We start from the raw sequence: 25009 nt of genomic DNA, 5'->3' as shown, positions 1-25009 counted from the left end.
AATTCTTTCGTCAAATATGGCTTATCATAACGAATTTAGACAAAAAATGATAGGGCTTGAAGGCGCTAGGGTGATCGCTTAGGTAAGGCACGCCCAATCATCATGCGTCAGGCAGTCTTGCCATCCAAATCCCGACAGCAAGACAAAAAATCGCCACAAGCCAAGCCACCCAAAGCCATTGACTTGACAGCTGCAAAAAAAGCGCCACAGTTGATACAGTCATCATCAGCCAAGCCAAATATTTGGCAAATCTTGGCATGGCGCGGCGAGTCTGCCAATCAACAATCATCGGTCCAAAGATACGGTGCGCCAACAGCCACGCATAAAACCGCCGTGAGCTTCTTGCCCAAAAATAGCCCGCCAATAAAATAAAAACCGTCGTCGGCATGCCTGGCACAACGATACCGATTAGCCCCAAAATCAAACACACCAAGCCCAACACAAAAAACAGTGCGCGCATAAGACTGCTTTGGTGAATGGGCTGATGAGGTGATGAGGTCATGGCTTTGGGGGTTAAGTGGTTCATGATAGCGCATTATAGCGCATTGTCCTATAAGTTTACATTTGAAAATATAAATCATTCTCATTATAGTAGTTGATTGTCACAACCCATGCTGCCGCTTTTTCAGAACTTAAACGGTTTTTGATCAGGCTTTGTGCTAAAATAAAAAATATTTATATTCTTAGGCGGTCTTATGAATCCTTTTGCACTCATCCAAAATCTCGTTCCGCAGCAAGCATTGAGCGAATTTGCAGGCAATTTAGCAGCGAGTGAAAATAAGTATGTTAAAAAAGCGCTCATTCAAGCTTTTGCCAAGGCGTATGACATTGAACTGGATGACTATGCGCGCGGTCGGTTGAATGACTATGACAGCTTTAATGATTTTTTTACGCGCGAGCTAAAACAAGGCGTGCGCCCCATTGATGATCAAAAAAACCATCTCATCTGTCCTGCTGATGGCACCATCTCGCAAGTTGGTCATATCCGTCATGGGGCGATTTTACAAGCCAAAGGTCGGGATTATGATGTCGGTCAGCTACTGGCTGATTATGATGATGGTCAGTATTTTATGGACGGCAGTTTTGCGACGATTTATTTGGCGCCAAGCAACTATCACCGTGTCCATATGCCATTTGATGGCAAATTGGTGGCGACGCGCTATGTGCCAGGGACGCTGTTTTCGGTTAATCACACAACCGCTGAGCATGTGCCTGATTTGTTTGCACGAAATGAGCGGCTAATTTGTTTATTTGATACCAGTTTTGGGCGAGCGGCTGTGGTGATGGTTGGAGCGATGATTGTTGCAGGCATTGAATCGGTCGCAACTGGTAAGATTAATCGCACGCCCCACATTCAATATCGTACCCATGAGTTAACTTTATCAAAAGGCGATGAGCTTGGGCGTTTTTATTTAGGCTCAACCGCCATCGTGTTGTTACCACAATCAGCAAATAATGACTGGCTTGCACACATCACTCACGGTACAAAAGTCGTGATGGGTCAGGCAATTGGCAATATGCCTGTCTGATAACACAGGTTATGGTGTAAAATTTATCAAACCAAAACAATGATTTTTCATGAAAATGGCTAAAGCTGGTGGTTAAGAGATAATTTTCTTACTTTTTAAACACCAAAACAGCCATTTTTATGGCAAATATAAAAGGCAATGATGCCCTAAAAATTTGCTTGTTATTTTGATATTTTTAGCGTAGAATTTGAAAAAATTCAATAAAACACCCTGTGATGATTTTTCAAATCATCTTAACTGCCACAGCCTATTTGAGGCGTTTTTTAAACTTTTTTACTGTAAATGATTATCAATAAACTATCCTAGGAGTATAATAATGAAAGCAAATTTACATCAAGTCGATCGTATCATTCGTATTGTTATTGGTATCGCATTAATTTTATTGCCTTTATTTGCGGTCATCGGCTGGTGGGGCTATGTTGTTGGGGCGATACTACTGGCAACAGGCCTGATTAATTTTTGCCCAATCTACCGCTTACTTGGTATCAATACCTGTAAATACAAAAGATAATTATGCACAATAAAACCAGATGGCCATATTAATGATAACTTATTAATATGGCCATCTAGGTGGTATTTGGTTAATCTTAATGCCTAATCTGCCAAATCTGCATCCATCGCCACTTTATCTAGCTCCACTGCTTGCAGCGCATCAAGTGCATCAATCAAAGCGCGATAAGTTGGGCGCATGGCGATGAATTGACTGGCGCTGACCGCGCTAAGATCACGCCGACATTCTGATTCAAACCGCTCTGATACCGCTCGCAGTCTTGGCACGCCTGCATAGCGCGCCGCCCCGACCATGCGATGGCTGATGTCTGCCAGACTCTGCCTGTCGCGATCCGCCCAAGCACGCTCAATCGCTTGCCGCTCGCCATCGGCGCTGTCAATGATCATCTCAAGCAGTTTATAAGCCAGTTTGGGCTTATTGGCTGAACGCTCAAGCGCATCTTGCCAATCCACATCAATCAGCCCATCTGCCGCATCGCTTGGCTGATCGGAGACATGGACCACAGGTAGCGACTCAAACACAGCGCTGACATCAAGATCATCAGCTGACTCACCGCTGCGACCAAGCCACTTTTGCAGCGTCTGCACCAATTGCACCTCTCCGATGGGCTTGCTGACATAATCATTCAGCCCTGCTGCGACCAAACGATCTTTTTCATCTGACAGACCGTGCGCTGTGAGTGCCACGATTGGCACAGGCTCTACCAGATGCGTCTGCTCAATTTTACGGATCTCGATGGAAGCTTCTAGCCCTGACATTCTGGGCATTTGAACATCCATAAAAATCATATCAATCGGGGGTATGGAGCCTGTGATGCTTTGAGTCATTTTTTCTATGGCGTCAAATCCGCTGTTGGCTGTCACCACTTCAACGCCCAGCTCCCCAAGCAGCGCATCCAACACCAAAAGATTTGGTAAATGATCATCCACTGCCAAGATACGGCGCCCCACAAATTTGGCTTGGCGTGATGACTGCATTGTCATGATGTTTTGCTGATTTGACAGCATGGCGTACAGCTGCCTTTTGTCCATCGGCTCGTACAAGGCATGGGTTTGATAGCGTGAGATGAGCTGCTCATTGATACCCACTTGATAACCAAAACTGGCAAGCTTACCCTGATACCGCAAGCGAATTTGGCGTAAAATGGCGCCGACATCATCCTTGGCGGCATCTTGACCAAAATTATCTACGATAACCCAGTCATATTCCGTGTCTTTTTTATCAAGTTTTTCTAATAAGTCTGCAAGACCGATAGCAATTGTTAATTGCACTTTGGTGCCCATCAAACTGGCTCTGAGCACTTGCAGTGCTGGTGCATGGTTAATCCACACCAATAGATGCATGGGCAGGTTTAAGGTTTCAGGAATCTGAATTGATGCCTCATCAAATGACGCTTCATGTCCACCTGTGGGCATCTCAAACCAAAATGTCGCACCAGCATTTGCGATATTTTCGCTGCGATTATCAAAAAATCCAATCGCCCCACCCATCAGATGCGTCAGCTGCTTTGAGATAACCAAGCCCAAGCCTGTGCCACCATAGCGCCGCGTTACGCTCAGATCACCCTGCCCAAAGCTTTGAAAGAGCTGAGCTTTATCGCTTTCACTGACGCCTTTACCTGTATCTTCAACTTCGATGCGCAGATAGCCTGATTGATCTGCTAAGCTGACGCGGACGACCACTCCACCTGTATCCGTGAATTTAATGGCATTGCCGACTAAGTTTGTTAGAATTTGCTTAACTCTTAGGCTATCTCCGACCACGCGCGTCGGCACATCATCATAATACAAAACCGCCAAACGCAGCCGCTTCTCAAGCGCTGCAGGTGAGAGCATATCAACCACATCATACACCGCCGCATACAGATCAAAATCATGACTGTCCAAGATCAGCTTACCCGCTTCCATCTTAGAAAAGTCAAGCACATCATTAACCAGTGCTAATAAATGCGCGGATGATTTTTTGATGGTTTGTACATATAGGTTTTGTTCGCCCGTCAGCTCGCCTTTGCGCGCAAGCAAATTGATAAAGCCATCAATGCTATTTAATGGTGTACGCAGCTCATGGCTGATATTTGCTAAAAATGCGGATTTGGCTTGACTGGCTGAAATTGCTGCATCACGAGCATTGCGGATAGAGATATTTTGCATTTCCATCTCATCAAATGCTTGCTGTAAATCATGTTCTGTTTCATCGGCATGGTTTTTGAGTTCTGTAAAGCTGGCATGCAGGCGACGAACCGCTCGTGTAAAATCATCTCGCAGCAGAGCAAACTCGCCGTTGGTTCTGAGCTGAGGCACGCGCGATAAATTGTCGGTATTGAGCCTTTGTAGATACAGACGCATCTCATACAGCGGCGTAATCCAGCGTTTAGAATATATATTTAAAATCAAAAGCAGTAATAAAATGGTCGTCAAGCCAATGATGGTAAGCGCCAGTGCCACCCGATATGAGGTAATGGTCAGTGGCGTATTATCCATATCAACCACAAGCCAGTAGCGCTCATTATCAAATATAAACGACTTGCCATAGGCAGTGCCTACAGCGGTTGGCACACGATAGATTTGTTCGGCTTGTAAATCAAAATCCCCCCACGACAAATCCGTCTGCATCCCCGTACTGAACAGCACTCGTCCAATGCCATCCATCACCGCGACCCGAAGCACATGCTGATTACGCGATTGCTGAAGCTGCACAAACCAATTTTCATTAAAAAACCGCGAGTCATCTTCATTGCTGCGAATGATCACGCCATTTAGGGCGGGGGCATCGTGTGGGGTGATGGCGCTTAGGATCTCATCTTCATTCATCTGAGCCACGCGCTCATCCATCCGACTTTGGCGATGCTGAATGTCAGTCAATAAAGGGCGCACCATGGCATCATAGCGCACCAAAGCCGCTTGCGCCATCGTGTCTTGCTCAGCAAGAATGGCGCGGCGTATCTCGCTCATCACCAAATACGAACCCACAAATGCCAATACGACGATCGGCAAGAACACCAACAAGATCAGCTGGCCATAAGCACTTTTTATGCCAAATGCTTTATTGATTTGCATGGATAATCACCCCAAGATTTTGTAGCACTATACCAAAAACAGTATCATAAGTACACCAAACCCCGTCGAACAATGCTGATGGCTCGGTTTTAATTATGCTATAATTTGGCATAATCAATAATTCATGAGACAACCACAATGACCAAAGATTTTATCCATCAAACCACCACACTCTCTGACTGCGTGGGCAACACCCCGCTTGTCAAACTCAATACACTTGCCAAAGACACCCAATCTGTGCTACTTGCCAAACTTGAGGGCAATAATCCAGCAGGCTCGGTCAAGGATCGCCCTGCTTTTAATATGATTTATCAAGCTGAAATGCGTGGACAAATCAAGCCAGGTGATACACTCATCGAAGCCACCAGTGGCAATACTGGCATTGCTTTGGCGATGGTTGCAGCGATGCGCGGCTATCAGATGACGCTGCTGATGCCTGCCAATTCTACCCAAGAGCGTAAAGACGCCATGGCAGCTTATGGCGCAACACTCATCGAAGTGGCTGACGGTATGGAAGCGGCGCGAGATATGGCGCTAAAGATGCAGGCTGACGGTCAGGGCGTTGTGCTTGATCAATTTAATAATACTGATAATAAACAAGCGCACTATCTGACCACAGGTCCAGAGCTTTGGCAGCAAACTGATGGTAAAATCACGCATTTTGTGAGCAGTATGGGTACGACAGGCACCATCATGGGTGTCAGCCAATATCTCAAAGAACAAAATCCAGCCATTCAAGTCATTGGACTTCAGCCAGATGAACAGTCATCCATCGCAGGCATTCGCCGCTGGCCGGCTGAATATTTGCCAGGGATTTTTGATGCCTCTTTGGTCGATACGATCATGGATGTCAGCCAAGCCGATGCCGAGCGTTATATGCGCAAACTGGCGCGCGAAGAGGGGATTTTTTGTGGGGTATCGTCTGGCGGTGCAGCGTGGGCAGCCCACCAAATTGCCAAGAACACGCCTGAGGCAGTCATCGCCTTCATTGTCTGCGACCGAGGCGACCGCTATTTATCCACTGGGTTATTTGGTGTTATTGACTAAGGCTTGGTATGATTTCTACCCCCATTTTGGTTTTTGATATTGAGACCATTCCTGATATTGACAGCGGTAAGCGGCTGTATCCAAATTTGCGCACCTTGAATGATGCCGATGCTTTGAGCGCACTCATCGCCCTGCGCCAAGCGGAAGCAGGCACGGAATTTATGCGCCTACCTTTACATAAAATTGCTTGCTTATCATTTTTGTGGTTTGATGGCGATCATTTTCATCTAAAATCATTGACGCTACAGACGATGGATGAGCGTCAGATTTTGGTCAATTTTTTTAGAGCCTTTGACAAAAAGCCCACGCTCATCAGCTGGAATGGCTTAAACTTTGATTTGCCTGTCGTTATGTACCGAGCCATGCATCATAAGCTGTCAGCGCCTGCACTGTTTAACAGCGCTCAAAAACCAGATTATTTATATCGCTATGGTGAGATGCACATTGATTTGATGGACAAAACTTCCCTGTACCATCACCAACAAAAGCAGTCGCTTGACACCGTGGCAAGCCTGTGTGGTTTTGCTGGCAAAGGTGATATCGACGGTGCTCAGGTTCTACCGATGGTGCAGGCGTCTGAGTGGCAAAAACTGGGGACTTATTGTGAATCTGATGTGCTCAATACTTGGCTGATTTATTTAAGATGGCTGACTTTGACAGGCAAATCTTCTGCCGATGAATGCCAAATGCTCATCGACAAAACCGACCAATTCATACAGACCTTGACCAATTCAGATGGCAAACTGCGCCATCAAAGCTTTTTGGATGCTTGGGTGCGCTAGGATTTAGCCGTCTTTGGTTTTAAGATTGTAGTTGATAGCAAGCAATCAGCCCATTTTCACGATAAATCGGATGATGATCTGCACAGCAATGAGCGTCAAAATCCAAGGAATGGCTGTTTTTAGCCACGGCATGGGCAAGCGCTTGCGTAATTTGACGCCCAGCCAAGACCCTGCTGTCGCTGATACCGCCAAAATGGCAATGATCTGCCAGTATTCCATAAACACAAAACCAAGCATCACATAGGCGATAATTTTGAAAGTATGAAAAAAGGTCATCATCATCGAGGCGACCGTCACGACCGTGTGCGTATCTTCGTATTTTCTGGTCAATAGTGGCATGTGTAAAGGTCCTGGGCTGCCCACAAACATGCCTACGCCCACTTGAATAAAACCAATCAAATAAAAATTTTCACGGTGTTTGAGCCAATGATTGACTGGACGCACCCATAAAGTTATCAAAATATACGCTGCGATAAATAAAGGCACCCACTCAAGATTGACAAATCGCACGACAAGCCAAAATGCCGCCACGCCTGCCAGCGCACCGACCACATAAGGCGGAATGTATCGCCAATCCATCTGCTCCCGCCCAAACCAAGTGCGACTGGCGTTGCTTGCCAGCTGTGCGGTGGCGTGCACAGGCACAATCACCGCCGCCGGTAAAAATAAAGGCAACAGCCCCACCAAAATCATCCCACCGCCCATGCCTGCGATACCCGACATCACCGAAGTCAGCAGACTGGCCAGTGCAAGCAGCATCTCATTCATGGGGCATTCCTTGAGTGTTGATAAAAGATGGGATCATTATAACCGCTGATCGTCCTTTTCCCAATCAAATTCACAGCCAAAGCACGCTATGGTATAATATGCGTTTAACTAAAGTCTATCATGGCTTAGCTTGGTGCTTATGATTGAATCATTTTGCCAAAATCGCTTTCATGACAACCCAAGTCCAACACCCATCTAACGACAGGCATATTTTTCATATGACAGCGCATTCACTCATCGCAAGTCCCAGCAAAAAAGGCAAGCCCACCGCTCGTGCACGCAAGCGTTTGGCAGATGCACCACCCCTTGAGTTTCATATCACAAACTTAGCACACGATGGGCGTGGCGTGGCAGTTTATGACGCCGATAACGCCACCCACAATCCTGATAAAGCAGGCAAAAAAGTCTTTATCAGCTTTGCATTACCAGGCGAAACTGCCTTGGTCAAGATGACCAATTCTAAGAAAAATTTTGAAGAAGGCGATGCCTTACAAGTCGTCAATCATGCCCACCCACAGCGTCAAATGCCGCCCTGTCCACATTTTGGGGTGTGTGGCGGATGTAGTCTACAGCACTGGCAGGCAGATGCTCAAATTGATTTCAAACAATCCGTACTAAAAGAGCTGCTCATACATCAAGCAGGCATCGAGCCTGATATTTGGCTTGAGCCTTTGGTTGGTGACCGTCTTGGCTATCGTACCAAAGCACGCATGGGTGTACGCTATGTTGCCAAAAAAGAATCGGCACTGGTCGGTTTTCGTGAACGCGCCAGTAACTTTTTGGCAGAACTCAATGAATGCCATATCTTAGATAAACGCATCGGCTTTGAGCTTGAAAATTTAAAAGCACTCATCACCGACCTAAATGCACGAGATAGCATTCCACAGCTTGAGATTGCCATGGGGCAGACACTGCCACATGTGCCTGACAGCATCAAATCGGTTGCGGTTATTGTGCGTCATATGCAGGAGCTTGATGATGAAGACTTGGCGAAATTGCGTCAATTTTTTGCAGCTCGCAACTGGCAACTGTTCTTACAACCAAAAGGCGCAGACAGCGTACATCGCATCGATACCAAAGATGCGCGTCCAACTTCGCTGACTGTACCACCCACAGGTGGTCTGTTTTATCATCTACCAAATTTTGAGTTGACTTATGAATTTTCGCCATTGGATTTTACGCAAGTTAATTTATCCGTCAATCAAAAAATGATGGATTTGGCAAGCGAACTGTTAAACCTACAAAAAGGTGAGCGTGTACTGGATTTATTTTGCGGATTGGGTAATTTTAGCTTAGTCTTGGCAAGACAAGTTGGCGAAAGTGGTTTTGTGGTCGGTGTTGAAGGCAGTGAGCAGATGACCGAACGCGCCAAAATGAATGCTTGTGCCAATGGCATTGCCCATACTGAATTTTATGCCAAAGATTTGACCCAAGATTTGAGCGATCAGCCATGGGCAACGGGCAATAATTGCTTTGACGCACTTTTGATCGACCCACCCCGCTCAGGTGCTTGGGAGGTGATGACATACTTGCCAAAATTTAATGCCAAACGCATCGTTTATGTCTCGTGCAACCCTGTCACACTGGCTCGAGATACCAAAGCACTCATAGAAGCTGGCTATCGGCTGACACATGCTGGTGTGATGGATATGTTTAGCCATACAGGCCATGTTGAGAGCATCGCACGATTTGAGCGTATTGATGCTTAAACCACAAAAAAACACCCTCAAAACATATCTTTGAGGGTGTTTTGGGTTAAAAAGACTTAAAATTCACCAAATCTACGCTTGGCTTTTTTATCTTGTCGCTTGGCAAAAAAGATCTCTTCAGCTGCCTTTGGGCGAGACTTACCACCAAATTTATCAAAACCTGTATTTGGCTTGGCTTTATCACCAAATGCTTTGTTGCGTTTTGGACGATCAAAGTCGGTTTGTGTGCCAAATTTTTTGGCAGGCTTATCAAATCGAGTATCGTTACGATCGTTGTCACGGCGATCAAAATTGTGCGTATACGCTTTTTTATCTTGGCGAGCTGTGCCATCAGCTTGATAATAACCTTGTCTGTTTTTATCAAAACGGCGATCAGAGCGAGCCTCAAAGCGACTATTACGACGCTCATGATTTTCATCATTTTCACGACGATAAACGCTGCGTTCACGATCCTCAAATCGTTCACGCTTGCCCTCAAATGAACGCTCATGACGATGTTCATGGCGATTACGGCTACCAAATTTATTTTCAGTACGCTCAAAATTTTGTCGACCATCTTGGCGAGTACGGTTTTGAGACTTGCTGCGACCACGGCGACGCTCTTGTGATTGGATACCAAAATTACGGCGTGGCTCTAATCCTTCGATGGTTGAGACGCTCATTTGTCGCTTCAGATAACGATTAATATGCTCAAGCTGACGATTGTCATCGATACTGCATAAATTCACCGCCACGCCAGTACGACCTGCCCGACCACAGCGGCCAATACGATGCACATAATCCTCAACTTGACGAGGTAAATCATAATTTATCACATGGCTAATGGCTGAAATATCAATGCCCCGTGCAGCAACATCAGTAGCGACCAACAAATCACATTTGCCCGATTTCATATCACTAACGATACGATTTCGTTTACCTTGAGGCAAATCACCATGCAAATAGCGTGCCTTAAAACCCGCTTCGACAAGCTGCGCTGCCAATTTTTCTGTGGACATTTTTGTGGCTGCAAAAATCACCGCTTGCTTAATTTCAGGGTTATTTAATACTTGAAGCAAGATATTATTTTTGTGGTTAAAATCATCACAATAATACACACTTTCATCGATATGTGCTGACTCAACTTTAATAGAAACTTTTTCAGGATTAACCGTAAAGCTTTCAGCAATTTTACCAACCGCACCATCCCAAGTGGCTGAGGACATCACGGTTTGGCGTGTCTTGGGCGTGTTTTGTAGAATTTCTTTAATATCATCTGCAAATCCCATGTCAAGCATACGATCTGCTTCATCTAAAATCAGCATATCCAGTTTTGATAAGTCAACACGGCCTTCACGCATATGGTCAATCAAGCGGCCTGGCGTTGCGATGATGACTTGTACGCCTTTTTTTAAGGCACGCAGCTGACCGCCATAAGGTGCACCGCCCACCAAAGGCACGCTAAACATATTACGCATGCCATCGCCATAGCGTCGTACACTGTCTTGGACTTGTAGTGCAAGCTCACGCGTTGGCGTTAGGATAAGTGCTTGTACATGCTTTTCGATGGTCGGCTTACGGCTCATTTTATCCAAGACAGGCAAAACAAATGCTGCTGTCTTGCCAGAGCCAGTTTGGGCTGACAAAAGCAAATCACGACCATTTAGAGCATGTGGAATGGCTTGAGCTTGGATTGGCGTGGGTGTGGTATAACCACTTTTTGTCAGTGCTTTTAAGATGGGTTTATTAAGTCCCAAGTCACTAAACTGTGGTACAAAATTTTCGGTGGTGCTGTCAGTGGTTTGGGTGGTTGATTCGGTCATAATTATCTCAACTGATATGCCCCGCTGATGAGCCAATGCAAATGTATTTATTTAATAAATAACACAGACCGCCAATGTCGCTAAGCTGATGGGCTTAAGCCTTGGGATCTTATCAATGGCATTTTGAATGTGGTGGCAGGTTTGTCGCTGTTGCTTGACTAATACTCATCAAAAAGGGGTATATCCCCCAAGTCTTACAAGCCAAAATCATCGCGACAGTAAATTAAGATAATCAATCAAAAGCTGATTGTATTGAACTGATAAAAATCTAGAACGCTCGGAAAATTCCGTATCAATATCGGTGCGATGTCATCAAATAGCGAGTGTGAACAATTCACAAAAAATAATTATAGCATATCTTTTGGGCAAATGCTTGTTTTATTTCATAAAAATTCAACAGATTCGGTTTATGATATACAGCCGTATAGACACACCAAGATGGACACAGTCGGCTGAGTTGATACTTTAGCGTTGGGATTTTGTATGCTATTTTGTATGATATTAAGTATCTTTAGATGAGGATTGTCTTTTTTGGCATAACGATTTGTTTGAAAATTATGCTTTTGTCCTTTAAAATTTGATGACAAGGTGCGATAATAGCTTATGCATTAACTTAACAATTTATAATAATACAACCTAGAAATCATTGAAATTATTTGTTTTTTAGATTTACAAGGATTTGCCGTGGTTCAGATACGAGACAGCCTACCCTTGTTGGGCGGTAATAGCAGCAGCATGGATAGCGCAACTTTGGCAGCCAGTTTGGTTGCCAAGCAGCTACATCCAGATTTTAAGGCACAGCTTGCCAATCATAAACTCATTAGTGCAATTGATCACAGTAGTGGCGCGACCAACCCTTGTGATATCAATGTGTCAGATATCGATATTGAGACTTGGATTTGTCATGTTGCCGCTCGCATTGGTAAAGAAGATCTGCCCATCTTACGCCAAGCCTGCCAATTTGTACAAATCCATGCCAACAAGCCCCATGTCACCCGCTCAGGTGCTTATATCACAGGTATTGGTATGGCGGATATTTTGGCGTATCTTTTTCAAAATGAAAATGCCTTAGCCGCTGCGATGCTTTATCGTACAGCACGCCGTGAATTGGTCAGTATTCAGACGATTCGGGCAAATTTTGGGGAGGACATTGCCCATTTGGTGCTGGATGCTTTAGCGATGGGCAGATTATCTGAAAGCATTGAGAGCAATCAACGACTTGAAGATTATTTTGAGTCTAATCAAAGAGAGCAACTTTCTAATATTTATAGCATGCTCATCAGCACAACCAATGATGTGCGTGCTGTGCTAATCAAATTGGCTGAACGCACCTTTGCGATGCGTGAGCTGTCCTTTGCACCTCCTGACCGCCAAAAAAGAGTCGCAAGAGAGGTGATGACCATTTATGCACCGCTTGCACATCGACTCTCCATCGCTCAGCTTAAATGGGAGCTTGAGGACTTGGCATTTCGCTATCTTGCACCTGATGAATATAAAAAAATCGCAAGTCTGCTTGCCGAAAAACGCAGCGAACGAGAAGCTTATATTCAGCTGGTTCAATCCAAGCTTAGCCAAGAGCTTGAGCGTGCAGGTATCCAAGGCGAAGTGTCGGGGCGTGTCAAGCATATTTATTCGATTTGGCGTAAGATGAAGTCAAAGAATCTTTCTTTTGATCAGCTTTATGACATTCGTGCTTTGCGTGTGATGGTCAATACCAATGCCGAATGCTACTATACACTGGGCATTGTGCATGGTTTATGGCGGCATATTCCTGAGCAATTTGATGACTACATCACCAATCCTAAGCCCAATGGGTATAAATCACTACATACCGCAGTCATCGCTGAGCAGCGTACACTTGAGGTTCAGATTCGTACCTTTGATATGCATTTTGAGGCAGAGCTTGGCAAGGCATCGCATGTCAATTACAAAGAAGGACTCAAAGCCAAAAAGGACGACTATCTCACCCAAAAAATCAGCTCACTGCGTCAGCTTTTGGGCAATGAAAAAGCAGATGGCGAAGAAGATATCGAGCTTGATATTGATAATGCCGAGCGGATTTATGTGTTTAGCCGTGATGGCGATATCACTGAGCTGCCAAAAGGTGCAACGGTGCTTGACTTTGCGTATTATGTGCATACTGAAGTGGGTAACCGTGCTCAAGGTGCACGGGTAAATGGTCGCTATGTACCGCTGACTTATCAGCCAAAAACGGGTGACCAAATTGAAATCATCACCAAATCCAGTCGTGAACCAAATCGTGATTGGTTGATGGCATCGCTTGGCTATATCCATACCACACGGGCAAAATCCAAACTGCGTCAATGGTTCAATAAGCAAGATCGGGATAAAAACATTGAAACAGGCAAGGCGTTATTACTCAAAGAGTTCGATCGTTTATCAATTTCACCCAATCAAATCAGCCTATCGGAGTACTTTACCGATCTGAATGTCAAACATGAAGATGATCTGTATGTGGCGTTGGTCATTGGTGATATTACCGTCACACAAATCAGTAATTTGGTCGCCCAAAAGCTTAATTTAACCGCCCAAGTGCCTGATAAAGCCAAAATTGAAATCAAAAACCCGATTCGCCCCAATAAATACAAAATTGAGCTTGAAGACCTTGATAATGTTGAGATACATTTGGCAAAATGTTGTAACCCCGTACATGGCGAACCGATTGCTGGATTTATCACCTTATCAAGCGGGGTCAGTATCCACAATGATGGTTGCCCTGAGTATTTACGCTTAATTGAGCGTGAGCCAGATCGCTCTGTGATCGCACGCTGGCAAGAAAGCTTTGGACGCTATCAGCCTGTGGTCATCCATGTTGAAGCCCAAAATACCAACGGACTGTTGCGTGATTTGGTACATGTGATTGATCGAGAAAAAGTCAATATTCACCGTGCTGAAACTGTCTTTAATGATGGTGCAATCAGTCATATGAAGTTTTATGTTGAGGTGGCAGGCATTGCACATTTATCACGCCTACTCAACAAAATAGAACAGCAGCCCAGTGTGCTACATGCTCGCCGTGCAACCACTTAAAATCAGCCTATTAAAGTTAGCCAATTATCATGCCAGAATTACCCGAAGTTGAGACGACAAAATTAAGCCTTGAACCATTGATTGGTCAAACTGTCACATGCGTTCAAGTCAGGCATCCACGCTTACGCTATGATATTGCCAAAGATTTGGACAGTTTGGTTGGCTTTGTCCTAACCAAACTACAGCGGCGTGCTAAATATTTACTATTAGATTTTTATCACGCACATGACAGTCGCCAAAAAACTTTACTGATTCATTTGGGCATGTCGGGCAGCTTACAACAGCATATCGATGAACCACCCCGCAAGCACGATCATGTCTTGATTGATTTTACCGATTCTCATGGCAAAATCATTACTTTACATTATCATGATCCTAGACGCTTTGGCATGATTCTTTGGCTCGTCAATGATGATTATATCGATCAGCCAAACACCTACGCACGATTTTTGGCACACTTAGGACCTGAGCCTTTGAGCAATGATTTTGATGCTAACTATCTCATCAGATACATCATGCGTCCCAAATCTCATCAAAAACCTTTAAATAAACCCATCAAATCACTGATTATGGATCAGTCCGTTGTGGTTGGCGTGGGCAATATTTATGCCGCCGAAAGTTTGTTTTTGTCAGGCATTCATCCGCTCACGCCTGCCTATTTGGTTCATGAAGATAAGCTGGTACGATTAACTCATCACATCAAACAAATATTAGCTCGTGCCATCGCCCAAGGTGGTTCAACCCTTCGGGATTTTACAGTTGGCGGTGGTAAGACGGGTTATTTTCAGCAAACCTTGCTCGTCTATGGCAGGCAAGGGGAATCATGTACCACTTGCGGTAGTTTGCTTGAAAATATCAAAATCAGTGGTCGGGCAAGCGTCTATTGTCCAAACTGCCAGCCTTATCATGATTACAATGACCCAAGCAATAACAATTAATTTGCCAAAAAAAATAGCCCACGATTGGGCTGTTTTTTGGAGAAGTCATCAATTGGCGTTATGCTCAGCAACGACCGAACGAAGCTTCGCAAAATAAGTATCATCAAACAAATTACCTTGCTCATCAAGTATATCTGCCGACAAGTCCTGAGCAATCATATGTGCCACCGAGACCATGCTGTCAAATCCTCTTAACGCATGTGGATGCGGTAGTGCCAAAAATAAAGTCAACCCCATAAAATGGGATTCGGGCAAACTGTTTAAGTCAAATGCACACACTCCCTCATATCCAACGCCCATCATACTAAACCACAAATCACCTGTACCATCTTCATTTTCATAGCGATGAAATAGATTCATAACACCATATTTCATACCATATGTACGCACAATTTCAAGTACGGTACGACCTGGCAACCCAGCAAACGAGTTGCGTGGCATAATGGCAACGCTCACCGTTTCTGTTGCATTCAGCAAAGGGTCATTATTTTGGTCAAAAGCTCGGCGTTCATCCAAATGCTCATCGAGCACAGCCGAGCGTTTATCAAAGGTCATATCTACCACATAATCAGCGTCCTGATTTTCATCATCATACGCTTGCCAATCTTGAGCGTGCGACAGACCGTCACTTGGATTATTGATGCGAATACTATCTTGATCTTGTGAATTTACATCAATTTTTGCCTGCGTATTAGCCTGATTTACTTTGTTATCCTCTTTTAAAGGCTTATCAACCATTTGTGCGTGTGAGGTTTGTGACATCACAGGTGCAGCCGCCACAGCAGCCGCCATACTGGATAATGCATCTTCAGGCTCTACTTTTTTATTTGAACTCTCAACTCTAGACGGCAAGACCCTTTCGTCTCTTGGAATAATCGGTAATCCATATTTGGTTTTTACGCCCAAGGCTTCAGATTCTGGTGCCAAATTATTACGACGCAAATTACGCATCACAAAAAATACGCCCAAAATCACAACCATCAACGCTAAAATTAACCAAAGACCACTCCACTGCATAGCTACCCCAAATTATTTCCCAGCCATCTCATTCCAATTGATGGGCAAACTTATCTAAAAATCGTAAAATTATTCAAACATGACAAAAATATCCCTAAATTGCCATAAAATAGGCACAATTTAGGTATTCTATATTAGTTTATCAGACTAAGACGATTTCGTCATCTTTTACATGAATAAGCTAGAAATTTGTTACAATTTAATGCGTGCGTACCTGAGTATACGCTCATAAAATAACATCTCAGCCCAACCTGATGATAACACCATCTTAGTTTGGAAATAAAAAAATCGCTCAAGAAGAGCGATTTTAAAAATAGCTGATAAAGGCTTATTTTTTGCCACGGCTTGCAAATGCACCAAAACGCTTGTTAAAGCTTGCCACACGACCTTCGTTGGCTGTTTTACGCTGCTCGCCTGTATAAAATGGGTGAGAAGCACTAGAGATATCCAATGGGAAATATGGGTATTCTTGACCTTCGTATTCACGAGTTGTCTTGGTTGAAACCGTTGAACGAGTCAAAAAGTACACATCAGCATTAGTATCGTGGAACAATACTTCACGGTATTCTGGGTGAATGTCTTTACGCATGATAACTCTCTATCCAATAAACCTAAGCACCAATAAGCATCGCTGATGATACTCATACGATGGAGCATAGCCACGCCATCACCAACCAACTTTGGCATTACGCACCATGCTTTTCTATGTTATTAGCCAACTTAAGTGGGAAAATAAAGCAGATATTCTAACAAAAAGCCATTAGGCTTGCAAGTTGGATTGATGAAAAATATCCAAGCTGCTCAGCCTTCATTTTGGCTATCTATCCAGCCTCGCAACTTCTGACCTGCCTTAAATGTGACAACACGGCGTGCCTGAATGGGAACGCTTTCGCCTGTTTTTGGATTACGCCCTGGGCGGGGTTTTTTATCTTTTAATTCAAAATTGCCAAAACCTGACAATTTGACCTCATGACCTTGGGCAAGACCCTGACTGATTTCTTCAAAAAATCCATCGACCAATTTTCTTGCCTGTTGGCGTGTCAATCGCAGTCGAATGGTCAATTCATCAACCATATCCGCCTTTGTCAGTGCACCCATGATTTATCCTTGTTTATCAATCAGCTACCAAAAATAATACAGCATTTTATAGCAGATTGATTATTTTACACTTTATAATATACTTAATGCAAATTAATTTGTATTAAAACTCAAAACCGCCATAAGTCGGCATTATGGCGGTTTTGGGTCAGTCTCGCAGATAGGCAGCGTGTTTATCTGCCAAATTTTGAATGACTTTATCAACTGCTGCTTTGATTTGCTCGTCCTCAAGTGTGGCATTTTGATCCTGAAAAACCATCGCAAAAGCAAGCGATTTTTTGCCTTTGGGCAATGTTTCACCCACATAGATATCAAACAGCCAAATATCTTGCAAATATTTGCCCGCTGCCTTGCGAATATCTTTTTCAAGAGTTTGCCAAGCGACATCTTGATCCACCAATACCGCCAAATCTCGACGAACTGATGGGAATTTACTTGGTGCTATGATGGGGTTTGATTTTCGGTTAAGTGCAATCAGCTTATCCAAATCCATTTGAGCCACCCACACCGTTGGCAAGTCCAAAGCCTTACAGATGCTTGGATGTAGCTGACCAAAGAAGCCCAAATCTTCGCCATCAATCATCAGATGAGCACTTTGGCCTGGATGCAAGAAAGTCAAAGTCGTGCGTTCATAAGTCACTTTGGCTTTATCCAAAGTATTTGGCAGCAGGCTTTCAATATCACGCTTTAGATCATAAAAATCCATCTTGCGTGTCCCATGACTTTGCTCAGTAGTCAGCTCGCCTGTTGCAATCATAGCCAAGCTTGGTGTCTGAACCACATGCTCAACATCACCGCCAACGAAGCTTAATCCAGTTTCAAACAAGCGGACACGAGACTGCTGACGATTCAGATTATAGCTAACAATCGGTAATAGGCTCGACATTAAGGTACGACGCATCACCGCAAGATCACTGGAGATGGGATTGGCAAGTGGCAATACCGCACCTAGGCTTTTATCATCAAACAGTGCTTCAATTTTAGCATCGCTAAAGCTGAAGCTCACCGCTTCGTAATAACCTGCATTTGCCAAAGATCGCTTAACTGATTGAATCAAATCTGCCGTATCATCATATCGCATATCCACAGAAAGCTCTGGCAATGTCGCATGAATATTGGCATAGCCATACATGCGAGCAATCTCTTCAACGATATCTTGATAAATTGTTAAATCAAATCGGTGGCTGGGTACTTGGCATACCAAACTGTCTTGTTCCACCGTGGTTGCAATCTCAAGACGATTGAGCATATCCACCATCTGATCAGAGGATATATGTACACCTAAAAGCTTTGATACCTTATCCACAGGTACAATGATCTTATGTCTGACAGGCAATGCATCTAAATGCTCGGCGGTAGTCATTTGACTAACCTTACCACCTGCAACCGAAACAATCAAACTGACAGCACGATCCATTGCAAGCTTTGGCAACGCAAAATCCACACCACGCTCAAACCTCTGAGAAGCATCCGTATGCAGTCCAAAACGGCGTGCACGCCCTGCGATGGTGAGCTGATCAAAATGTGCACTTTCTAGTACGATGCTGGTTGTCTCATCACTGACCGCTGAGCGTGCACCACCCATAATGCCTGCCAATGCCAAGACGCCAGCATCATCAGCAATCACCAGCTCATCTCCGCTGAGGGTGATGACTTGTTCGTTTAATAATTCAAGCGTCTCGCCAGAGTGTGCCATACGCACGATGATATCGCCTTGAATTTTATCAGCATCAAACGCATGTAGCGGCTGACCTAATTCAAGTAATACAAAATTGGTCACATCCACCAAAAAATTATGGCTTCGAACGCCAGAAGCAATCAAAGCGTCGGTCATCCATTGGGGGGTTGGCCAAGTGCGATCAATATCATCAATACGCTGTGCCAAATATCTGGGACAAGCCTTGGCATCCAAAACTTGCACACTCGGAGCAGTATCAGTGACCACCTTGCTAGGTTGGATCACAGGACGATCTAGTGGCATCTGATTGATGGCAGCGATCTCACGCGCCAAACCCAATACACTTAAGCAATCCCCACGATTAGGCGTAATAGCAATTTCAAAAATCTTCGCATCTAAGTTTAAATAATCACGCACATCCACGCCAATTGGGGCATCCTTTGGAAGCTCCATCAAGCCATCAATCTCATCTTCAAGACCCAGCTCTGAAGCACCACAAAGCATGCCTTGTGATTCAACACCTCTAAGCTTACCTTTTTTGATTTTAAAGCCCTTATGATCATCACTGGGCAACACCGCACCAATGGTTGCCACAGCAACTTTTAGCCCAACACATACATTGGGCGCACCGCAGACGATTTGCAGCTGCTCGCCACTACCGATATCAACCTTAGTAACACGCAAGCGATCGGCATCTGGGTGCTGCTGACATTCAGTGACCACACCGATGACCACACCATTAAATGGTGGTGCAACAGTTTCAACACCGTCCAGCTCAAGCCCCGCCATGGTCAGCTGCTCGCCAAGTGTCTCGCTATCGACGCTTGGATTTGCCCACTGTCTTAGCCAATTTTCACTGATTTTCATTTGCTATCTCTGTAATAAATTCATCAAAATTAAATAATAATAAGTTAAATAATATTAACTAAATTGCTTTAAAAAACGCAAATCATTCTGGAAAAATAGGCGTAAATCATCAATACCATAATACAGCATCGCAAAGCGTTCAATGCCCATACCAAAAGCAAAACCAGTATACTCATCAGGATTGATACCGCAGTTTTTGAGCACTTGTGGATGTACCATACCACAGCCCAAAACCTCTAACCATTTCCCGTTGTCGGACAAAATATCCACCTCAGCGGATGGTTCGGTGAATGGGAAAAATGATGGACGAAAGCGAACCGTCATTTTTTTGCCAAAAAACGCATCCAAAAACTCATGAATCAACCCCTTAAGTTCTGCAAAATTGCTTGATTTTGAGATCATCAAACCTTCCATTTGATGAAACATCGGCGAATGCGTTTGGTCTGAGTCGCAGCGATACACACGGCCTGGGCAAATAATGCGAATCGGCGGCTCACTGTTTTCCATCGTGCGAATTTGCACACTTGAAGTGTGTGTACGCAGCAAATAATGTGCATCAAAATAAAATGTATCATGCATCGCACGCGCAGGATGATGGCTTGAGATATTAAGTGCTTCAAAATTATAATAATCGCTCTCAATCTCAGGGCCTGTCGCCACGCTAAAACCAGCTTGAACAAAAAACTGCTTCATGCGTTCGGTTGTTTGGGTAATCGGATGCAATCCACCTGCTAAAATACCACGCGCAGGTAGGCTAATATCAATTTGCTCGCTGGCAAGCTTAGCATTCATCGCAGCGGTAGCAAGCTGTTTTGCCTTAGTCTCTAAGGCTTGGTTGATATGTGTGCGTAACTCATGCAAATACACGCCATATTGTTTTTTGGCGTCAGCATCAAGTGCACCCATTTGCTTGGACAATGCTGTCAAGGCTGATTTTTTGCCGCTTAAGCTGACACGCAATTCTTGAAGTGTGCGTTCATCGGTTGCAGTCTCAATCACTGCAATTGCACTGTCTGCAAATGCCAAAAAATCTTGTTCATTAAGCGTGATCAAAGGCTGATCTAAAGTAGGTATCGTGGTGGTCATAAGAAGCACAACTTTCTTTAATTTGCTAAGATGATAAGGGACTCATTGTAAATAATTCACCCAAAAATGTAAACAAGCAATTTGGATTATTCATATCATGATCTTAACCATTTCATGACCTTGTTTTTTATCAGCATCAAAAATGGCTGATTTATTAAAATAAAACCATCATACCAAGTTGTCATTTTGTGGAAAATAATTAAAAACATGTCTCAATCATTTATCAAAAAAATAACCAGCGGTGACACTGGTTATTTTATTCATTGGGTTTATCGTTTGATATTGCCTATGCTTATTGTTTTAACGCCGCCACAACAGCATCTTCACCTGCGGTGCTTGTGCCATTGGCTTGCTCAATCATTTTGCCATGCTCATCTAATACCATGATGGCGTTGGAATGATTAATCATACCACCTTCAGCGTGTTGATAGCGGATATTCATGGTGTTGGCAAGCGTACGCACATCATCATCACTGCCATTTAAGAAAGTCCAATGTTCATCAGCCTTGTAATGCTCACCAAAGTTCTTCAAAACGGCTGGGGTGTCTCGCTCAGGGTCAAAGCTCACCACCAAAAATCCTGTGTTGGCACGCACCTCTTCAGGCAGTTTGTCTTGAATGTTTTTCATGCTACGCATCATAAATGGGCAGACTTCTTTACAGTTGGTAAAGATAAAGGCAACCACTTGTTTTTGCCCTGCCAAACTGTTTAAGTCAAAGGCGTTGCCATCTTGGTCTTTCCAATCGCCTCCTACCAGATATACTGACTCTTCTAAGGCAGGTGCTGGTGTGTCCGCCACAGGCAACTCAACATGCTCATGATGACCATGACCATGCCCATCATGTCCGTGTGCGTCGCCATGGGCAGCGTGTTCATGGGCGTGTTCTGTGGAGACCACCTCACCATCATGGGCGGTTTGGTCGGCTTTTTGTTCGGTTTGTTGGCAGGCACTCAAAAGTAGGGCAATGCTGCTGGCTAAGATGAGTTTTTTCATGATTTGCTCCTGATTGATGTGGCGTTTTTTGCCACAGATGCTAAGTGGTTACTGTTTAAATTACTGTTTAATTGATTGTAACCAATTGGCTCGTTTTATGCAATTTTGCTGGTCGTTTGTCTAAGCGTGGCTCTAAGCATGGCTGATTTTTAATCTTTTGCACAGCGAAATCCCAAGCTTTTTAGGGCAAATTGAGATTGTAAGCTTGAGCGAAAGCCGTAACGCATAAAAGCGGCATAATCTGATGGGTCGGGTGCACCTGCTGCACCAGAACCACAAAACATGGTTTGGTTTAATGTGCTGTCTGCTCGTGATTCACCTGACACCAGATTGCTGTTAAAGTCTTGTGTCCATTCCCAAATCAAGCCGTGCATGTCGTACACACCCCAGTAGTTGGCTGGGCTTTGGGCCACACGCTTTAATGGCATGGTGGCAGATTTGGTATACCAGTCTAAAATGGTTTGGTTATACCCTTTTTCTTGGCTGCCATTGATGCGAGTGGTTGACGCTTGTGCGACATATTCCCATTCTGCAATCTTAGGTAAGCGTTTGCCTTGAGCTTTACAATAAGCGTTGGCGGCATACCATGAGACATTCACCACAGGTTTATCAACATCGGCTGGGTTTGGATAATAACCTTGGCGTGTTTTTTGCCAGTGAGCCAAATAGTCAGGTTCAGCAAAAAGCTTGGCGATGTTTTGTTTTTGCCATTTGGGATTGTTTGCGACAAATTTGGCAAATTGTTGGTTGGTTACGGGTGTTTTATCAATGTGAAAATTACCCACGGTTACCATGGGGCTGTCTTCACTTAAGTATAAAGGGCGATATGTGCCACCTTTGATGCTTGCCATGGCATTGGTGTCAGTTTTGGCGTGGGCGATGGGCTGGGGTGATAACACAAACGCTGCCAAAGCCACAACCAAAGAGCTGATGACATTATCCCACCCAGTTAAGTGAGCCAATGTGTTGGTGTGAGTTAATCTCATCAGGCTTTCTCCTTATTCAAAATCTTTTAACTACCTTTTAACAATACTTTAATAATTTCGCTTTAATAATCTTTTCACTTTATTAAGCTTTCACTTAATTTGGCGTCAAGCTTTTGTACTTTTTAGCATACACCTTTTAGCACGGCTTTTAAACACATACTTTGGGCATATTATTGGGCATAAAAAGCATTAAAACCATTAAAGCCATTAAGCACATCATGGCTTGCCCCATAAGACAGCCATGATGCTCAATGAAAACCAGCGGATATCTTAATCAAACTTTAAGATCAGTTTGGCTTGGTTTTTTTGGCTTTTGCCACATCGTCTGCACTGAGTTGACCGCCTTTGTTACCAAAGCTGTTCAGCGTGTAGGTGATGACATTGGCAATCTGTTGGTCGCTCAGAGCAATCGCAGGCATGACGCTTTCATATTGGCTGCCATTGACGGTAATCTTACCAGACAATCCATTTGCCACAATGCTGGCAGCACGAGCGTGGTCGGCGTTCAGATAGTCAGAGTTGGCAAGCGGTGGGAAAGCGTTTGGCACACCTTTACCATCAGGTTGGTGACAAGCAGCACAGTTAGAGTCATAGGTTGCCTTACCTGCTTGAATCTGCTCTTGTAAGTTGGCAGGTGCAGGTATTTTGGGTGCTTCTTGGGTGTCAATCGCTTGTGCTGCACCCTCTGGCAGATAGACAGCGTCTGTTTGTTTGTGTGAATAAATCTCATGATTTTCTTCACCTTCCACCTTAAGTATGCCCAATGCCCCTTTGTTAAAGGCACGGAAGATGGCATGGTCAACCAAGACATAATCGCCTGGCACATCCACCTTAAATTCAGTGATGGCAGCGCCACCTGCTGGGATTAGCGTGGTTTGGATATTGTGGTTAACGCCATTGCCGCCCTCAAAGTGAACTTTATCAAAAATTTCACCAATGACATGGAATGATGATGTCAAATTCGGACCGCCGTTACCCACAAATAAGCGAACAGTTTCGCCAACCTTGGCTTTTAGAGCATTTTCACCAGTCAACGCCCCCACCGAACCATTAAAGACAACATATTCAGCATCTTCTCGAATGGCTTTTTCCATATCAAAGGGCTGTAGACCTTGTTCGCCATATTTGCCTTTGGTATAAAAATCGCCTTGCATGACATAGTATTCTTTGTCTACTTTTGGCAAGCCCTCTTTTGGCTCAACCAAAATCAAGCCATACATGCCATTAGCAATGTGCATGCCAACAGGTGCAACCGCACAGTGATAGACATACAAACCAGGCTGTAAGGCTTTAAAACTAAAGGTTGATGTATGACCCGGTGCGGTAAATGACGCTTCTGCCCCGCCGCCAGGCCCTGTGGCGGCGTGAAAGTCAACATTATGGGGCATTTTTGAATCTGGGTGGTTTGAGAACTGCACTTCGATGGTGTCGCCTTCACGCACACGAATCATCTGCCCTGGAACTTGACCGCCAAATGTCCAAAACTGATATTCCACGCCATCTGCCAAACGCATGACTTTTTCAACGGTTTCCATTTTTACCACCACTTTGGCGGGGTGGTCACGGTCAACAGGTGGTGGCACTTCTGGTGCATGCGTAACAATGGCATCAATGACAGGCAGCTCGCCTTGATGTTCTTGTGAGGCAGCATTATCTGCCGTCTTGGCAGCAGCGTCTACCGTGCTGCTTTTTGGCTGGGCGGCTTTGTCCGCTTGATTGCTACAACCACTGAGCATCAATGCACTTAAGGCACAAATTAAGGTTGTTTTTATCAAAGTAGGCTTAGACATATGGGTTCTCCTTATAGAAAGGTTGCCTGTAATTTTCTTCAATGCCATCAATAAAAATAAAAAGCACAGAAAGGTTAAAATGCCTAGAAAAGGCACTTAAAATACATGTCAAACACATGTATAATGCCATATCCTTAACATGTATTTTAAATACATTTTTCTTAAAAGTAAACCAATTTTTCAATCTTTTTACATCAATGTTTTATCATGTAAATTAAACATGATTAAAGATAATAATTATTGTCATTTTTATTTAAAATTGATAGAATTCCTAGCTTTTTTGCTTGAATTTGCATGGAT

Annotated in this window: 19 protein-coding genes; 7 read left to right on the top strand and 12 right to left on the bottom strand. The window is 44.1% G+C overall.

The genetic code is table 11. The annotated features are described in order from the left end of the window. Positions 1 to 100: 100 nt before the first annotated feature. Positions 101 to 526: a YbaN family protein gene (locus AO382_RS08905; protein ID WP_081261401.1), complete on the bottom strand. Its 426-nt coding sequence runs from the start codon at positions 524 to 526 to the stop codon at positions 101 to 103. Between the two features lie 169 nt (positions 527 to 695). Here AO382_RS08905 and asd point away from each other — a divergent pair, with 169 nt between their 5' ends. Beyond that, entirely contained in the window at positions 696 to 1529 is an 834-nt protein-coding gene (asd, locus tag AO382_RS08900) for an archaetidylserine decarboxylase (protein WP_064620321.1), read from the top strand. A 316-nt stretch (positions 1530 to 1845) separates the two neighbouring features. Then, positions 1846 to 2040, top strand: coding sequence for a DUF2892 domain-containing protein (locus tag AO382_RS08895; RefSeq protein WP_049167103.1), 195 nt, complete (start codon positions 1846 to 1848; stop codon positions 2038 to 2040). Positions 2041 to 2123: 83 nt separating this feature from the next. Here AO382_RS08895 and AO382_RS08890 read toward each other — a convergent pair whose 3' ends face one another. Continuing rightward, positions 2124 to 5096: an ATP-binding protein gene (locus AO382_RS08890; RefSeq protein ID WP_064620316.1), complete on the bottom strand. Its 2973-nt coding sequence runs from the start codon at positions 5094 to 5096 to the stop codon at positions 2124 to 2126. A gap of 117 nt (positions 5097 to 5213) precedes the next feature. Here AO382_RS08890 and cysM point away from each other — a divergent pair, with 117 nt between their 5' ends. Both cysM and AO382_RS08880 read left to right on the top strand, forming a co-directional pair. Further along, positions 5214 to 6143 carry a cysteine synthase CysM gene (gene cysM / locus AO382_RS08885; protein WP_064611676.1) on the top strand — a complete coding sequence of 310 codons (930 nt, stop codon included), beginning with the start codon at positions 5214 to 5216 and terminating at the stop codon, positions 6141 to 6143. A gap of 8 nt (positions 6144 to 6151) precedes the next feature. Further along, positions 6152 to 6925 carry a 3'-5' exonuclease gene (locus AO382_RS08880; RefSeq protein WP_064620314.1) on the top strand — a complete coding sequence of 258 codons (774 nt, stop codon included), beginning with the start codon at positions 6152 to 6154 and terminating at the stop codon, positions 6923 to 6925. 45 nt (positions 6926 to 6970) lie between these two features. On the opposite strand, the gene AO382_RS08875 is transcribed toward AO382_RS08880, so the two are convergent. After that, positions 6971 to 7693 (bottom strand): sulfite exporter TauE/SafE family protein, encoded by a 723-nt coding sequence (locus tag AO382_RS08875; protein ID WP_064620312.1) that lies wholly within the window; start codon positions 7691 to 7693, stop codon positions 6971 to 6973. Positions 7694 to 7911: 218 nt separating this feature from the next. Between AO382_RS08875 and rlmD the strand changes: the two genes are divergently transcribed. Further along, on the top strand, positions 7912 to 9402 hold the full coding sequence (rlmD, locus tag AO382_RS08870; RefSeq protein ID WP_064620310.1) for a 23S rRNA (uracil(1939)-C(5))-methyltransferase RlmD: 1491 nt from the start codon (positions 7912 to 7914) through the stop codon (positions 9400 to 9402). A gap of 56 nt (positions 9403 to 9458) precedes the next feature. Here the strand turns inward: rlmD and AO382_RS08865 are convergent, their stop codons facing one another. Continuing rightward, the gene (locus tag AO382_RS08865; protein ID WP_064620305.1) at positions 9459 to 11204 is read right to left on the bottom strand and encodes a DEAD/DEAH box helicase; all 1746 of its coding nucleotides are present in this window, start codon (positions 11202 to 11204) and stop codon (positions 9459 to 9461) included. 684 nt (positions 11205 to 11888) lie between these two features. On the opposite strand from AO382_RS08865, the gene AO382_RS08860 reads away from it, so the two are divergent. Together AO382_RS08860 and mutM are read left to right on the top strand one after the other, a co-directional pair. Continuing rightward, positions 11889 to 14255, top strand: a complete 2367-nt coding sequence (locus AO382_RS08860; protein WP_064620301.1) for a RelA/SpoT family protein — start codon at positions 11889 to 11891, stop codon at positions 14253 to 14255. Positions 14256 to 14284: 29 nt separating this feature from the next. Continuing rightward, positions 14285 to 15193, top strand: a complete 909-nt coding sequence (gene mutM, locus AO382_RS08855; RefSeq protein WP_064620300.1) for a bifunctional DNA-formamidopyrimidine glycosylase/DNA-(apurinic or apyrimidinic site) lyase — start codon at positions 14285 to 14287, stop codon at positions 15191 to 15193. Positions 15194 to 15241: 48 nt separating this feature from the next. On the opposite strand, the gene AO382_RS08850 is transcribed toward mutM, so the two are convergent. The 8 genes from AO382_RS08850 to nirK form a co-directional block, all read right to left on the bottom strand. Beyond that, positions 15242 to 16210, bottom strand: a complete 969-nt coding sequence (locus AO382_RS08850; RefSeq protein WP_064620299.1) for a cell division protein ZipA C-terminal FtsZ-binding domain-containing protein — start codon at positions 16208 to 16210, stop codon at positions 15242 to 15244. A 328-nt stretch (positions 16211 to 16538) separates the two neighbouring features. Further along, positions 16539 to 16799, bottom strand: a complete 261-nt coding sequence (locus AO382_RS08845; RefSeq protein ID WP_003669998.1) for a type B 50S ribosomal protein L31 — start codon at positions 16797 to 16799, stop codon at positions 16539 to 16541. Positions 16800 to 17011: 212 nt separating this feature from the next. Further along, positions 17012 to 17308 (bottom strand): integration host factor subunit alpha, encoded by a 297-nt coding sequence (locus tag AO382_RS08840; RefSeq protein WP_064604803.1) that lies wholly within the window; start codon positions 17306 to 17308, stop codon positions 17012 to 17014. A gap of 148 nt (positions 17309 to 17456) precedes the next feature. Further along, on the bottom strand, positions 17457 to 19853 hold the full coding sequence (gene pheT / locus AO382_RS08835; RefSeq protein WP_064620296.1) for a phenylalanine--tRNA ligase subunit beta: 2397 nt from the start codon (positions 19851 to 19853) through the stop codon (positions 17457 to 17459). Positions 19854 to 19907: 54 nt separating this feature from the next. After that, the gene (gene pheS / locus AO382_RS08830) at positions 19908 to 20939 is read right to left on the bottom strand and encodes a phenylalanine--tRNA ligase subunit alpha (protein WP_064620293.1); all 1032 of its coding nucleotides are present in this window, start codon (positions 20937 to 20939) and stop codon (positions 19908 to 19910) included. Between the two features lie 292 nt (positions 20940 to 21231). Beyond that, a complete protein-coding gene (locus AO382_RS08825; RefSeq protein WP_064620290.1) occupies positions 21232 to 21933 on the bottom strand; it encodes an SCO family protein in 702 nt (233 codons plus the stop codon). A 149-nt stretch (positions 21934 to 22082) separates the two neighbouring features. After that, positions 22083 to 22919, bottom strand: coding sequence for a formylglycine-generating enzyme family protein (locus tag AO382_RS08820; protein ID WP_064604795.1), 837 nt, complete (start codon positions 22917 to 22919; stop codon positions 22083 to 22085). A gap of 287 nt (positions 22920 to 23206) precedes the next feature. Next, a complete protein-coding gene (gene nirK / locus AO382_RS08815) occupies positions 23207 to 24709 on the bottom strand; it encodes a copper-containing nitrite reductase (RefSeq protein ID WP_064620288.1) in 1503 nt (500 codons plus the stop codon). Positions 24710 to 25009 lie beyond the last annotated feature (300 nt).

Source organism: Moraxella catarrhalis (genome assembly GCF_001656295.1).
Classification (GTDB): domain Bacteria; phylum Pseudomonadota; class Gammaproteobacteria; order Pseudomonadales; family Moraxellaceae; genus Moraxella; species Moraxella veridica.
Note: the sequence above shows the minus strand (reverse complement) of the source record. Positions and strands in the feature narration are given on the sequence as shown.

What these genes read in the sequence shown, in the direction of transcription:
- AO382_RS08880 (WP_064620314.1), top strand. Translation starts at nt 6,152, where the DNA reads ATGATTTCTACCCCCATTTTGGTTTTTGATATTGAGACCATTCCTGAT.
- AO382_RS08895 (WP_049167103.1), top strand. Translation starts at nt 1,846, where the DNA reads ATGAAAGCAAATTTACATCAAGTCGATCGTATCATTCGTATTGTTATT.
- AO382_RS08890 (WP_064620316.1), bottom strand. Translation starts at nt 5,096, where the DNA reads ATGCAAATCAATAAAGCATTTGGCATAAAAAGTGCTTATGGCCAGCTG.
- AO382_RS08865 (WP_064620305.1), bottom strand. Translation starts at nt 11,204, where the DNA reads ATGACCGAATCAACCACCCAAACCACTGACAGCACCACCGAAAATTTT.
- AO382_RS08845 (WP_003669998.1), bottom strand. Translation starts at nt 16,799, where the DNA reads ATGCGTAAAGACATTCACCCAGAATACCGTGAAGTATTGTTCCACGAT.
- AO382_RS08820 (WP_064604795.1), bottom strand. Translation starts at nt 22,919, where the DNA reads ATGAGATTAACTCACACCAACACATTGGCTCACTTAACTGGGTGGGAT.
- AO382_RS08840 (WP_064604803.1), bottom strand. Translation starts at nt 17,308, where the DNA reads ATGGGTGCACTGACAAAGGCGGATATGGTTGATGAATTGACCATTCGA.
- AO382_RS08905 (WP_081261401.1), bottom strand. Translation starts at nt 526, where the DNA reads ATGAACCACTTAACCCCCAAAGCCATGACCTCATCACCTCATCAGCCC.
- rlmD (WP_064620310.1), top strand. Translation starts at nt 7,912, where the DNA reads ATGACAGCGCATTCACTCATCGCAAGTCCCAGCAAAAAAGGCAAGCCC.
- mutM (WP_064620300.1), top strand. Translation starts at nt 14,285, where the DNA reads ATGCCAGAATTACCCGAAGTTGAGACGACAAAATTAAGCCTTGAACCA.
- AO382_RS08825 (WP_064620290.1), bottom strand. Translation starts at nt 21,933, where the DNA reads ATGAAAAAACTCATCTTAGCCAGCAGCATTGCCCTACTTTTGAGTGCC.
- AO382_RS08875 (WP_064620312.1), bottom strand. Translation starts at nt 7,693, where the DNA reads ATGAATGAGATGCTGCTTGCACTGGCCAGTCTGCTGACTTCGGTGATG.
- AO382_RS08850 (WP_064620299.1), bottom strand. Translation starts at nt 16,210, where the DNA reads ATGCAGTGGAGTGGTCTTTGGTTAATTTTAGCGTTGATGGTTGTGATT.
- nirK (WP_064620288.1), bottom strand. Translation starts at nt 24,709, where the DNA reads ATGTCTAAGCCTACTTTGATAAAAACAACCTTAATTTGTGCCTTAAGT.
- pheT (WP_064620296.1), bottom strand. Translation starts at nt 19,853, where the DNA reads ATGAAAATCAGTGAAAATTGGCTAAGACAGTGGGCAAATCCAAGCGTC.
- pheS (WP_064620293.1), bottom strand. Translation starts at nt 20,939, where the DNA reads ATGACCACCACGATACCTACTTTAGATCAGCCTTTGATCACGCTTAAT.
- asd (WP_064620321.1), top strand. Translation starts at nt 696, where the DNA reads ATGAATCCTTTTGCACTCATCCAAAATCTCGTTCCGCAGCAAGCATTG.